This is a genomic window from Flavobacterium sp. ABG, assembly GCF_001027725.1.
GTDB lineage: Bacteria > Bacteroidota > Bacteroidia > Flavobacteriales > Flavobacteriaceae > Flavobacterium > Flavobacterium cupriresistens.
Genome location: NZ_LEKS01000005.1, coordinates 145,540 through 158,990, shown reverse-complemented (window position 1 = coordinate 158,990; position 13,451 = coordinate 145,540). Strand labels below are relative to the sequence as shown.

At 35.4% G+C, this 13,451-nt stretch carries 11 protein-coding genes; 5 read left to right on the top strand and 6 right to left on the bottom strand.

From position 1 onward, the window contains the following. Nucleotides 1-161: 161 nt before the first annotated feature. Both AB674_RS07260 and AB674_RS07255 read left to right on the top strand, forming a co-directional pair. Nucleotides 162-2,498 carry an ATP-dependent helicase gene (locus tag AB674_RS07260; protein ID WP_047775228.1) on the top strand — a complete coding sequence of 779 codons (2,337 nt, stop codon included), beginning with the start codon at nucleotides 162-164 and terminating at the stop codon, nucleotides 2,496-2,498. Nucleotides 2,499-2,626: 128 nt separating this feature from the next. Next, complete coding sequence (locus AB674_RS07255) at nucleotides 2,627-3,247, top strand: L-threonylcarbamoyladenylate synthase (RefSeq protein ID WP_047775227.1); 621 nt, start codon at nucleotides 2,627-2,629, stop codon at nucleotides 3,245-3,247. Nucleotides 3,248-3,730: 483 nt separating this feature from the next. On the opposite strand, the gene AB674_RS07250 is transcribed toward AB674_RS07255, so the two are convergent. Genes AB674_RS07250 through AB674_RS07240 form a run of 3 tightly spaced genes read right to left on the bottom strand, consistent with a single transcriptional unit; the run spans nucleotide 3,731 to nucleotide 6,086 of the window. Next, the gene (locus tag AB674_RS07250; RefSeq protein ID WP_047775225.1) at nucleotides 3,731-4,564 is read right to left on the bottom strand and encodes a flagellar motor protein MotB; all 834 of its coding nucleotides are present in this window, start codon (nucleotides 4,562-4,564) and stop codon (nucleotides 3,731-3,733) included. Nucleotides 4,565-4,596: 32 nt separating this feature from the next. After that, the gene (locus AB674_RS07245) at nucleotides 4,597-5,616 is read right to left on the bottom strand and encodes a glycosyltransferase family 2 protein (RefSeq protein ID WP_047775223.1); all 1,020 of its coding nucleotides are present in this window, start codon (nucleotides 5,614-5,616) and stop codon (nucleotides 4,597-4,599) included. A gap of 26 nt (nucleotides 5,617-5,642) precedes the next feature. Further along, on the bottom strand, nucleotides 5,643-6,086 hold the full coding sequence (locus AB674_RS07240) for a type I restriction enzyme HsdR N-terminal domain-containing protein (protein WP_047775222.1): 444 nt from the start codon (nucleotides 6,084-6,086) through the stop codon (nucleotides 5,643-5,645). 95 nt (nucleotides 6,087-6,181) lie between these two features. On the opposite strand from AB674_RS07240, the gene holA reads away from it, so the two are divergent. From holA to ettA, 3 genes are all read left to right on the top strand, one after another. After that, the gene (gene holA / locus AB674_RS07235; protein ID WP_047775220.1) at nucleotides 6,182-7,186 is read left to right on the top strand and encodes a DNA polymerase III subunit delta; all 1,005 of its coding nucleotides are present in this window, start codon (nucleotides 6,182-6,184) and stop codon (nucleotides 7,184-7,186) included. Nucleotides 7,187-7,258: 72 nt separating this feature from the next. Next, nucleotides 7,259-7,441 (top strand): CAL67264 family membrane protein, encoded by a 183-nt coding sequence (locus AB674_RS07230; protein ID WP_047775219.1) that lies wholly within the window; start codon nucleotides 7,259-7,261, stop codon nucleotides 7,439-7,441. A gap of 34 nt (nucleotides 7,442-7,475) precedes the next feature. Beyond that, entirely contained in the window at nucleotides 7,476-9,170 is a 1,695-nt protein-coding gene (gene ettA / locus AB674_RS07225) for an energy-dependent translational throttle protein EttA (protein WP_047775217.1), read from the top strand. A gap of 552 nt (nucleotides 9,171-9,722) precedes the next feature. On the opposite strand, the gene recQ is transcribed toward ettA, so the two are convergent. From recQ to AB674_RS07210, 3 genes are all read right to left on the bottom strand, one after another. After that, nucleotides 9,723-11,837, bottom strand: coding sequence for a DNA helicase RecQ (gene recQ / locus AB674_RS07220; protein ID WP_047775215.1), 2,115 nt, complete (start codon nucleotides 11,835-11,837; stop codon nucleotides 9,723-9,725). 127 nt (nucleotides 11,838-11,964) lie between these two features. After that, nucleotides 11,965-12,372: a hypothetical protein gene (locus tag AB674_RS07215; RefSeq protein ID WP_047775214.1), complete on the bottom strand. Its 408-nt coding sequence runs from the start codon at nucleotides 12,370-12,372 to the stop codon at nucleotides 11,965-11,967. Nucleotides 12,373-12,381: 9 nt separating this feature from the next. Continuing rightward, on the bottom strand, nucleotides 12,382-13,350 hold the full coding sequence (locus tag AB674_RS07210) for a deoxyhypusine synthase family protein (protein WP_035681188.1): 969 nt from the start codon (nucleotides 13,348-13,350) through the stop codon (nucleotides 12,382-12,384). Nucleotides 13,351-13,451: the final 101 nt, after the last annotated feature.

Genomic DNA, 13,451 nt, shown 5'->3' with positions numbered 1-13,451 from the left:
ATTTCTCACAACCTTTTTAGAAAAAGTCAAGATCTTCTGTTTAGAGCGTCTTTTACTTCAAAAGAGAATATAAAATAAGCACGTTTTATTGTTTAGAACCTCAGAAACTTACTAGCTTATTAAAACTAGAATTCTTATTTTTGCCTAAATAGAAAAATTTCATGCAAAATTATATTGACCAGCTAAACGAAGCGCAAAGAGAACCCGTTTTACAAAAAGACGGGCCAATGATTATTATTGCTGGTGCAGGTTCAGGAAAAACCCGTGTTCTTACCATTAGAATTGCTTATCTGATGCATCAGGGTGTTGATGCTTTTAATATATTGTCGTTGACTTTTACGAACAAAGCAGCTCGTGAAATGAAACACAGGATCTCTGATATCGTAGGATCTGCTGAAGCAAAGAACCTTTGGATGGGGACATTTCACTCTATTTTTGCCCGTATCCTTCGTGCCGAATCAGACCATTTGGGATACCCGTCAAATTTTACGATTTATGACTCGCAGGATTCTGCAAGGTTGATTTCTTCGATCATTAAAGAAATGCAATTGGATCGCGATGTCTATAAACCAAAACAGATTTTAGGCCGAATTTCAAATTATAAAAACAGTTTAATTACGGTAAAAGCCTATTTCAACGATCCTGAGTTGCAAGAAGCCGACGCTATGGCCAAAAGACCAAGGTTAGGAGAGATTTATCAGCAATATGTTGAAAGATGTTTCAAAGCCGGAGCAATGGACTTTGATGATTTGTTGTTGAAAACCAACGAATTGTTAACCCGTTTTCCCGAGGTTTTATCAAAATACCAAAACCGTTTTAGATACATTTTGGTTGATGAGTACCAGGATACCAATCACTCTCAATATTTGATTGTAAGAGCATTATCAGATAAATTTCAAAATATTTGTGTGGTAGGTGATGATGCGCAAAGTATTTATGCTTTCCGTGGAGCGAATATCAATAACATTCTGAATTTCCAGAAGGATTACGAAGGAGTAAAAATGTTCCGATTGGAACAAAATTACCGTTCTACCCGAAATATTGTAGAAGCAGCCAACACGATTATCGATAAAAATAAAACCAAACTGGATAAAATCGTTTGGACCGCAAATGATTTCGGACCAAAGATCAAAGTACACCGAAGTTTAACCGATGCCGAAGAAGGTCGTTTTGTGGCGAGTACAATTTTCGAACAAAAAATGCAAAATCAGTTGCATAATGGTTCCTTCGCTATTTTGTATCGTACCAATGCCCAGTCGCGTGCGATGGAGGATGCTTTGAGAAAACGCGATATTCCGTATCGAATTTATGGTGGTTTGTCTTTCTACCAACGTAAAGAAATCAAAGACGTTTTGTGTTATTTGCGTTTGGTTATTAATCCAAAAGACGAAGAAGCATTGATACGTGTTATCAATTATCCGGCTCGTGGAATTGGAGATACAACAGTCGAAAAATTAACTATTGCTGCCAATCATTATAAAAGATCGATTTGGGAAGTAATGGTAAACATCGATAAAATTGATTTGAAACTGAATACAGGAACAAAAAACAAGTTGAAAGATTTTGTGACCATGATTCAGAGTTTTCAGGTTATTGATCAGAATCAGGATGCTTTTTATATTACAGACCACGTAGCCAAAAAAACAGGTTTAGTACAAGAGCTTAAAAAAGATGCTACTCCGGAAGGAATGGCTAAAGTTCAAAATATCGAGGAGCTTTTAAACGGTATAAAAGACTTCACCGAAGGCCAAAGAGAAATTGACGGCGCAAGAGGTGCTTTGTCTGAATTTATGCAGGATGTTGCCCTGGCTACCGACTTAGACAACGATACAACCGATGAAGATCGTGTCGCTTTAATGACCATTCACTTAGCAAAAGGATTGGAATTTCCTCATGTTTTTGCAGTCGGAATGGAAGAAGATTTGTTTCCGAGCGCCATGAGTATGAGTACCAGAAGCGAACTGGAAGAAGAGCGACGTTTGTTTTACGTAGCCCTGACACGTGCCGAGCATCAGGCGTACTTAACGTATGCACAATCGCGTTACCGTTGGGGAAAACTTACCGATAGTGAGCCTTCCCGATTTATTGAAGAAATTGATGGGCAATACCTGGAATATTTAACTCCGGCAGAAACGAATTACAGATACAAATCCCCGATTGACGGTGATATTTTTGGAGATATTGACAAATCAAAATTGCGACTAGCAAAACCGATTGGAAGTACTCCTCCAAAACAGCATACCAATAATGAGCCAAGACCGGATTCAAATGTCCGCAAGTTGAAACCTGTTGCAGGAACGAATCCAAACAGTAGCGCTCCGAATTTATTCGATAATAAGTTAACAATCGGAAATGTAGTAATGCACGAACGTTTTGGTAGAGGAGAGGTAGTCAATTTGGAAGGAGTTGGCCCCGACAAAAAAGCCGAAATTAAATTTGAAGTAGGCGGACTCAAAAAATTATTACTTCGATTTGCTAAATTAGACGTGGTAGGATAACAAGGAATTTGTTTTAAGTTTTACGTTTCATGTTTCAAGTTCTCATTACAAGTCCTTAAACGTAAAACATGAAACATGAAACGTGAAACTTTAAACGTGAAACTTAAAACTTTAAACAAAAAAAACTCATGGCAGAATTTATAAAAATATACCCCGATAAACCAAGTGAAGCTGCAATAGCCAAAGTGGTAAAAGTACTTCAGAATGGTGGTCTGGTAATCTATCCAACAGATACGGTGTACGGATTGGGCTGTGATATTACCAATTCCCGTGCGTTGGAAAAAATTGCAAAAATAAAAGGCGTAAAGCTGGAGAAAGCAAACTTCTCTTTCATTTGTCATGATTTAAGCAATTTATCCGACTATGTGAGACAAATTGATACATCAACGTTTAAAATCCTAAAACGGGCGTTGCCTGGACCTTATACTTTTATTTTGCCGGGAAATAACAATTTGCCAAAAGAATTTAAGAAGAAAACCACTGTCGGTATTCGTGTGCCGGATAATAATATTGTTTTAGAAATAGTAAGACAGTTAGGAAACCCAATTGTTTCTACTTCGATACGTGATGAGGATGATGTAATTGAATATACAACAGATCCCGAACTCATTTTTGAAAAATGGCAAAATCTGGTAGACCTTGTTATTGACGGAGGTTATGGAGATAACGTTGGTTCAACAATTATAGATTTATCTGAACATGAGCCTGTAATTATCAGAGAAGGAAAAGGAGATATTGATATTCTGTAAAATATAAAAGAATACAATTTTAGGATAATAAAGAATGGTTTGATTAATTTACTTGTGAATTAATTAAACCATTTTTCTTTTATTTGAAAAAATTGAGTAATCCGGAATACGCTTTCAGACGGATCGTTTTTACATTTACAAGCAGGAGAGTAACTCAAATATTGAAAAACATCGTTTTTCTGAGTAAATGGGAAGAAAAGAAAGTGGGAGATAAACTGCTGTTAAACGATACAATACAGCAATAAAAATCTAATTTGCAGCTATAAATTGAAACCTTAATAGTGCTTTTGTAAAAAAAAACTTAAAACGTATCGTAATTTAAAAATAATAACTAACTTTAATACAGTTAAAATTTAGTTAGTTAATTAAAAATAATGCTATTCTTGATTTATATTTAATTGGTTATTAAACAAAGTTAAGAATACATAAAAGCAGGTCGTTCGACCTGCTTTTTCTGTTTAAAAATGATATGGAAATAAAGAATTATTTCGATTGTTTTTTCATTTCTTTTTCAATCATATCGTAGAATTGATCGATTTTTGGCATAACCACAATACGAGTTCTTCTGTTACGAGCTTTATTTTCAGGAGTGTCATTTGCAACTAAAGGCACATATGAACTTCTACCTGCAGCAATTAATTTCGCTGGATTTACACCCAGATCATTTGTTAATACACGTACAATAGCAGTAGAACGTTTCACACTTAAATCCCAGTTGTCTAAGATAATTCCGTTGCTTTTGTAAGGAACGTCATCTGTGTGACCTTCAACCATACATTCAAAGTCCGGTTTGTCATTTACAACTTTAGCCACTTTAGCCAAAACTGTTTTTGCTTTATCACTTACGTCATAACTACCACTTTTAAATAATAATTTATCTGCAATAGAAATAAATACAACTCCTTTTTCAACGTTGATTTCGATGTCCGGATCGTTGATTCCAACTGCTCCTTTTAAGCTTGTTACTAAAGCCAACGTCACACTGTCTTTTTTAGTTAAAGCATCTTGAAGTCTTGATATTTTTAAATCTTTCTCTTTTAAACTTTCTAAAGATTTCTCCAGATTTTCAGCTCCTTTTGTAGTTAATACAGTCAAGTCTTTAGAACTGTTTATTAAGTCCTGATTGTGCGATTTATAACTTTCAGCAGTAGCTGCTAAGCCTGCTTTCTCTTCCAAACATGAATTAAGTTTTACAGTACAAGAATTTAATAAGTCTTGAGTCTCTTTGTTTTTAGCTTCTAATGCCGCATATTGTTTCTTCGAAACACACGATGTTAAAGCCATTAATACGGATAGTGCAATTACTATTTTTCTCATAATTTTAATTTAATTAGACGTTGATTACAAATTTAGTTTTTAATATATTGAATTCTGTTAAAGATTTCTTTAAATAATGTCAATTTTTCCACGTAATACAAGTAAACGATACTTTTGACACTATAGTATTGTTGGATCTGAAAATCTTTTCTTTTTCTTTTATACGCAAAAAACAGGCCATAAAATGAGAAATGCGCTTTCAAAATCGCAATAGTGTGTTGAAATTTTCCTTGAAAAAGAAAACGTACTCCCGCAATTCCGTCTAAAACCATTCGGATGAAAAGAGTGGAGAGTAACCCTTTTTTCGGAAGGTTTTTTACCATCATTAGCAACGAATTTCTGAAATTCAGATACGTTTTTCTTGGATTTCCCTGTTGTAAAGTCGCGCCTCCCACATGATACACTATCGATTGTGAATTGTATTTAATAATATACCCTTCATTTAAAGCACGCCAGCACAAATCGATTTCCTCCTGATGCGCAAAAAAAGCAGCATCAAAACCCTCTAATTCATGATAAACAGTACTTCTAATAAAAAAACAAGCCCCGGAAGCCCAGAATAATTCGCAATTATCATCGTATTGACCATTGTCTTTTTCAATCGTTTCGAAAATACGTCCACGACAGTAGGGATAACCATATTTGTCCAAAAAACCACCCGCTGCACCGGCGTATTCAAAATATTCTTTATTTTTAAAGTCCAGAATTTTAGGTTGAATAATAGCTGTTTGCTTTTCATTATCAAATGTTTCGATAATAGGTTTCAACCAATTTTCAGTTACCTCGATATCTGAATTGACTAAAGCGTATAGTTCGGCGTCAATATGTTGTAAAGCATCGTTGTATCCTTTCGCAAAACCATGATTACCATCATTTTTGACAATCTTTATGGCTGGGAAGTTTTCTTTGACGAAATTTATAGAACTGTCCGTTGAAGCATTATCTGCAACATAAATAGTGGCTTCTGCCGAAAATTGGATGACAGAAGGTAAAAACTGCTCTAACAATTTTACTCCATTCCAATTTAAAATTACGACTGCTATTTTATCCAAAAGTATTTTTTTATAATTTATTAAATTTATTTATAGTCCGGAAGCGATGGTAAAAACGCATATTTCTCGTTTTCAAAGTCCATTTGACAATAATAATGATTCAGACCGTTCGTAACATTCAAAAACCGTGCCTGCATTGTCATATTATAACGGGCAATCTGGTCAAAAGTTGCCTGCGATATTTTTACTTCAGGTGCTTTGCACTCTACCAATATATGTATAGAACCATCAGAATTAAAGACCACAACATCGTAACGCTTTCGCAATCCGTTGACTGTCAGGACTTTTTCTACATTTATAAGTGATTTGGGGTATTTTTTCTCCTTCATTAAAAAATGGACGACATGCTGACGCACCCATTCTTCCGGGGTAAGAATGATGAATTTTTTCCTGATTTCATCAAAAATAGACACTTTATTTTCGCTATTTTTGAATCGGAAAGTATAAGTAGGGAAATTTAATTTTAGCATAAAGCAAAAATATAAAATTGTTGCAGGTTTCAAGTTTAAAGTTTCAAGTTATTGGAGCGTAAACTTGAAACCTGCAACTTGAAACATCAAAATGAATGGATGAAGTTGTAAAAATTGTAAATGATATAAAAGCCGGAAATATTAAGCCAATTTATTTTTTAATGGGTGAAGAGCCTTATTATATTGATAAGTTAGCGGAATACATGGAGAAAAATCTACTTGCAGAAGAGGAGAAAGGATTCAACCAGACTGTTTTATACGGAAGAGATGTTTCTGTCGAGGATATTGTTTCAACGGCTAAGCGCTATCCGATGATGGCTGATCGTCAGGTTGTTATAGTAAAAGAAGCGCAGGACTTATCCAGAAATATTGACAAAATAGAATCTTATGTTGCTAATCCGATGGAAACTACGGTTTTAGTCTTTTGTTACAAATACAAAACGCTTGATAAACGTAAAAAAGTAACCAAACTATTAGCTCAAAAAGGAGTAGTCTTTGAAAGTAAAAAATTATACGAAAACCAGGTTGGTGACTGGATCAAACGGGTATTAGCGGGAAAAAAATATACAATTGATCCCAAAGCAAATGCCATGCTGGTTGAATTTTTAGGTACCGATTTAAGTAAAATCAATAATGAGCTTGAAAAATTACAGATTATTTTACCGCAAGGAACTGTAATTACGCCACAACATATTGAAGAAAATATCGGTTTCAGTAAAGACTACAATGTTTTTGAATTAAGAAAGGCAATCGGAGAGCGCAATCAGATTAAAGCCTACAAGATTGCAGAAAATTTTGCTCACAATCCAAAAGAATACCCGCTGGTAATGACAACCGGACTGGTATTTGGATTTTTTATACAACTACTGAAATACCACGGGCTCAAAGACAAGAATCCTAAAAATGTAGCTACAGCCATCGGAGTAAATCCTTATTTTTTAAAGGAATACGACCTGGCGATAAAGAATTACCCCATGCGAAAAGTAAGTCAAATTATAGGCGCATTACGCGATATCGATGTAAAAAGTAAAGGAGTTGGGGCGAATGCATTACCTCAATCAGATTTGTTAAAAGAAATGCTTTACAAAATATTTAATTAAGCCATGAAAATTCACGATATTTGCATTTCCAAAAAAATAAAAATAATCTAGATTAAAAAATAATTCACAATTATGGGAATGAATAAAAATACTGTTTTAGGATGGGCTACTTTTATAATGATACTTATGGGATTGTTATTAATAGGTCTTGGAGCTTTTAGATATAGTGATGTTTCGGGTTGGGGATTTGGAGCTGTAGGTGTTGGTTTCTTTGCTAATGCATGGGTTTTTAATGCTTTAAAAGGTAGAGTTTAAAATAAAAATATAGAAATTTAAAAAATAGATCATAATGTCAGACGATAAGAAAGTAATTTTCTCCATGTCAAAATTGAGTAAAACCTACTCAAGCAGTGACAAACAAGTACTAAAGAATATTTATTTAAGCTTTTTTTACGGAGCTAAAATTGGTATTTTAGGTTTAAATGGTTCCGGAAAATCTTCTCTTTTGAAGATTATTGCCGGAGTTGATAAAAATTATCAGGGTGATGTAGTTTTTGCTCCGGGTTATACCGTTGGTTATTTAGAGCAAGAACCACAATTAGACGAAACAAAAACAGTTATTGATATTGTTCGTGAAGGAGTTGCCGAAACCATGGCAGTTTTAGAAGAATACAACAACATAAATGATTTATTTGGTCTTCCTGAAAATTACGAAGATGCGGATAAAATGGACAAATTAATGGACCGTCAAGCAGCATTACAAGATAAAATTGATGCGCTTGGAGCTTGGGAAATTGATACCAAACTAGAAATCGCAATGGATGCTTTACGTACTCCGGACGGAGATACACCAATCAAAAACCTTTCTGGAGGAGAGCGTCGTCGTGTAGCTTTATGTCGTTTGTTATTGCAACAACCTGATGTATTGTTATTGGATGAGCCTACCAACCACTTAGATGCAGAAAGTGTACTTTGGTTAGAGCAACACTTAGCACAATATGCCGGAACTGTTATCGCGGTAACGCACGATAGATACTTCCTGGATAATGTAGCGGGTTGGATTCTTGAATTAGATAGAGGAGAAGGTATTCCATGGAAAGGAAATTATTCTTCTTGGTTGGATCAAAAATCAAGCAGAATGGCATTAGAAGAAAAAGTAGCTTCTAAACGTCGTAAAAACTTAGAGCGTGAGTTGGACTGGGTTCGTCAAGGTGCAAAAGGGCGTCAGACAAAACAAAAAGCACGTTTACAGAATTACGACAAATTATTAAACGAAGATCAAAAACAACTGGATGAAAATCTGGAAATCTATATTCCAAACGGACCTCGTTTAGGAACAAATGTAATTGAAGCTAAAAATGTGGCGAAAGCATTTGGAGATAAATTATTGTATGATAATTTGAATTTCACTTTACCACAAGCTGGAATTGTTGGAATTATTGGACCAAACGGTGCTGGTAAATCTACTATTTTCAGAATGATTATGGGAGAGCAGGAAACCGACAGCGGGGAATTTTCTGTTGGTGAAACCGTAAAAATCGCTTACGTAGATCAATCACACTCTAACATTGACCCAAATAAAACAATCTGGGAAAATTTCTGCGATGGTCAGGAATTAATCATGATGGGTGGACGTCAGGTAAACTCTCGTGCTTACCTAAGCCGTTTTAACTTTGGAGGAAGCGATCAGAACAAAAAAGTCGCTATGCTTTCGGGTGGTGAGCGTAACCGTTTGCACTTGGCCATGACACTAAAAGAAGAAGGAAACGTACTTTTATTAGATGAGCCTACGAATGATTTGGATGTAAATACACTTCGTGCACTTGAGGAAGGTCTTGAAAACTTCGCTGGTTGTGCTGTAGTAATTTCGCACGACAGATGGTTCCTGGACAGAATTTGTACTCACATTCTTGCCTTTGAAGGAGAATCAGAAGTGTACTATTTCGAAGGTGGATTCTCTGAATACGAAGAAAACAAAAAGAAACGTTTAGGTGGTGATTTAACTCCAAAACGTTTGAAATACAAAAAACTTATCAGAAACTAAATTCCTGAGGGAATTTAAATTCCAATTTTATAAATTCCAAATTCCAATCTTTGCAGGTTGGGGTTTGGGATTTTTTTTGGTGAAAATTTTGAAAATTTAGTTGTAGATGAAATTCTGCGCTATACGGTAATTTTATTGCTAACCTATCAACAGCAAACCCTCACTGTCAGGCTGAGCGAAGTCGAGGTCCTTTATTACTTAAACAGCCTTCGACTTCGCTCAGGGTGACAAATCGTTTTAAATTTTCTATCTGTTGTGATCATTTTATTTTTCAACCAATAACACCAAGACTTAGCACATAAAAAAAACTAATTCCCCCACTGTCAGGCTGAGCGAAGTCGAAGCCCTTTACTACTTAAACAGCCTTCGACTTCGCTCAGGGTGACAAATAGTTTAAAATATTTTATCTGTTATGATCATTTTACTTTTTAACCAATAACACCAAACCATAATCTATAAACAAAAAACAAAGCTAATTCCCTTTCTGTCAGGCTGAGCGAAGCCGAAGCCCCCCCTCAATGTCACGCTGAGCGAAGTCGAAGCGCGCGCGCTCTACTTTTTATTATACCTCTCAATAACCGCAAGACCCAATCTGATTTTGTCATACGAAATACTTCCTTCAAAATGATCAAAATAAGGTTTTAAAGCTGTAGGGTTTTCTAATTTTATTTGCGCTCTTTCTAATAGAGCAATTTCTTTAGAAGTAACAAACTTGCTTAAGTCAATATCATAGCCCTCCACATATAATTTGGCCAAATGTGAGACCACTGTCGAAAGTCCGAGTTTTCTTTTGAAGGCGATTTCTTCAACAGAGCTACCGCTTTGGAATAATTCTAAAGTTTCTTTATAGGTATTGCTTTCTTTTTTGGTTTTTGTGTTGGTCTTTTTCTTTTTATAAAAATCAATAATCGCGTCTATGAACTCTGATCCATATTTTTCAAGTTTGACTTTTCCAACACCATCAATAGTCAAAAATTCTTCATCACTCATTGGACGAACAGTTTCCATTTGACGTAAGGCGGCATCACTAAAAATTACATAAGCCGGAACTTCTTCTTCCTGCGCAATTTCGTAACGTAATTTTCGAAGCGTTTCAAAAAGAGAATTTTTGGCAACTGTTGCTTTTTCTTCTTTTATTGCGTTTTTGTCGATCACTTTTTTGACAACGGTTGTCAGTTTAACTTTTTCGCCTTCAAACAACACTTTCTTTGCAAAGGGCGTTAGTAAAATTTTATTGTGTTGATGAAAGGCAATTTCGCAATATCCTAAATTGATTAGTTGTATTAAATACTGATTCCAATCGTACCAAGAAATATCAGCGCCAATTCCGTACGTTTTTAGCGTTTGATAATTTTTTTCGTAGATATACGCGTTTTTTGAGCCTCTTAAAAAATCAACAATTACAGCTAAGGGTTCGGATTCCTGCAAACGGATAATCGCTGACAATGCTTTCTGTGCTAAAATTGTTCCGTCAAAGAAAACGGGAGGATTTTTACAGATATCACAATTACCACAATTTTCTGTAACCAACTCACCAAAATACGAGAGCAGAATTTTACGTCTACAGCTTAAAGCATCGGCATATTGCTTCATTCGTTCCAGTTTTGCCAATTGCACATCGGCGTTTAAACCTTCTGATGCAAACTTCTGGAGCTGAATCACATCGGCATAACTTTCAAACAAAACAGTTTCAGACGGCAATCCATCGCGACCGGCACGTCCAATTTCCTGATAATAGCCTTCAATATTTTTGGGAAGATTGTAATGCACCACCCAACGCACATTGGATTTGTCAATCCCCATTCCGAATGCAATTGTAGCACAAACCACCTGACAATCATCGTTTATAAATTCATCTTGTGTTTTTGCCCGTAGCTTATTCTCTAAACCGGCATGATACGCTTTTGCTAAAATTCCTTTTTTTCGAAGTTTATCGGCTAATTCTTCTGTTGTTTTACGACTTAGACAGTATACGATTCCGGATTCGTTTGGTCGCTTTTCTATAAAATCTGTAATTTGTTTGATACGATCCAAAGCGGGACGGACTTCAAGACTTAGATTTTTCCTGTCAAAAGAAGCTACAAAAGTTTTTGGGTTTCTTAAATTTAACTGTTTTGTAATATCCGTACGCGTTGCTTTATCAGCTGTAGCGGTCAATGCCAGAATTGGAGTAGAAGGGAAGCGGCTTTTCAAATACCCTAAATTGGTATAGGCCGGACGAAAATCATGACCCCATGATGAAATACAATGTGCCTCATCTATAGCGATTAAGCTGATTGTTAACTCATTAAAAACCGCATCCAAATAAGACAAACTTTCTGGGGCTATATACACCAGTTTAATCGTATTTGACTTTAGGTGATCGATGTAAAATCGTTGTTCTTCAGAAGATTGACTACTGTTAATATAACAGGCCGAAATACCATTCGTTTTCAGACTGTCTACCTGATCTTTCATCAACGCAATTAGCGGAGAAACAACAATGGTAATTCCGGGAAGCACTAGCGCCGGTAACTGAAAACAGATTGATTTTCCTCCTCCGGTTGGCATAATAGCCAGTGTATCCTGACCGGAAAGTATCGTGTTTATAATCGTTTCCTGATTGGGTCTGAACTTTTCAAATCCAAAATTTTCTTTTAGTTTGGCATGTAAAATCTGTGAATTCATCTGGCGCTAGTACTTTAGAATTATATAAATATAGTATTTTTCTTATAAATAATAATAAATTTTATAAGGAAATAATAAAAAAAGGAACCCGAATAGAGTTCCTTTAGTTTATTAAGAAAGAGATAAATTAATCTTCATCGTCTTCATCGTCGTCGTCGTCAGCGATGTCTTCTTTATCTTCGTCGTCATCATCGTCATCTCCACCGTCAGAGTCTGGTTTATCTTGTGTATCCTCATCCTCGTCCTCATCAATATCATCATCAAGATCAAGACCTTTTACCGGCTCGATAGTATCTACATCAACGTCGATATCATCATCTTCGTCGTAGTTTTCGATTCTGTCTGCAAGTTTGGTACTAATTTTCACTAAATAAATAGTGTCTTCAGTACGAACTTCAACCGCTTCGATCAATTCGTTTTTAGCATTTCTAAAACGGATAACATCCGAATCATCATAACCATCAGGAAATTTCTCTACCAAAAGGTTTAAAATTTCGTTGGTAAGTTTAGCGTAGTCTACTATAACTCTTTTCATAAAATTATCCTATAAATCTAATAAATATGCAAAAATTAACGGAGCAACGATTGTAGCATCCGACTCAATAATAAATTTAGGGGTTTTGATGTCTAATTTACCCCAAGTGATTTTCTCGTTTGGAACTGCTCCAGAGTATGAACCATAACTGGTTGTTGAATCTGAAATTTGGCAGAAATAACTCCAAAACGGGATATCATGCATTTCCATATCCTGGTACAACATTGGTACCACACAAATAGGGAAATCTCCTGCAATACCACCACCAATTTGGAAAAATCCAATTCCGTTAGTGCTATTTTTCGGATACCAATCAGCAAGGAATGTCATGTATTCGATTCCTGATTTCATGGTAGAGGCTTTTAACTCACCTTTAATTACATATGAGGCAAAAATGTTACCCATTGTGCTATCTTCCCAACCCGGAACAATGATAGGTAAATTTTTCTCAGCAGCTGCATACATCCAGCTATCTTTTAAATCTATTTCGTAGTATTCTTCTAATACGCCGGATAATAACATTTTATACATGAATTCATGCGGAAAATAACGTTCTCCTTTGTCATCAGCATCTTTCCAGATCTTGTAAATGTGTTTTTGTAAACGACGAAATGCTTCATGTTCAGGAATGCAAGTATCAGTAACACGGTTTAATCCTCTTTCCAGTAATGCCCATTCGTCTTCCGGTGTTAAATCACGGTAGTTAGGAACTCTTTCGTAATGAGAATGAGCTACTAAGTTCATGATATCTTCTTCCAGATTGGCTCCGGTACATGAAATAATCTGTACTTTATCTTGTCTGATTATTTCGGCAAAAATTTTACCAATTTCTGCTGTACTCATAGCGCCAGCCATACTTACCATCATCTTAGCTCCATTTGCCAATTGTTGTTCGTATGCCTTTGCAGCATCAACTAAAGAAGCAGAATTAAAGTGCAAATAATGTTTTTCAATAAACTGACTGATTGGTCCTTTCATTTTCTTGTTTTTTTTGTTTTTTTATTTTGAATTAAAAGTGTAACCTTTTAGATGATACTGCAAATTAATAATTTTAAAGATATTAAATCATCAATTTGCAG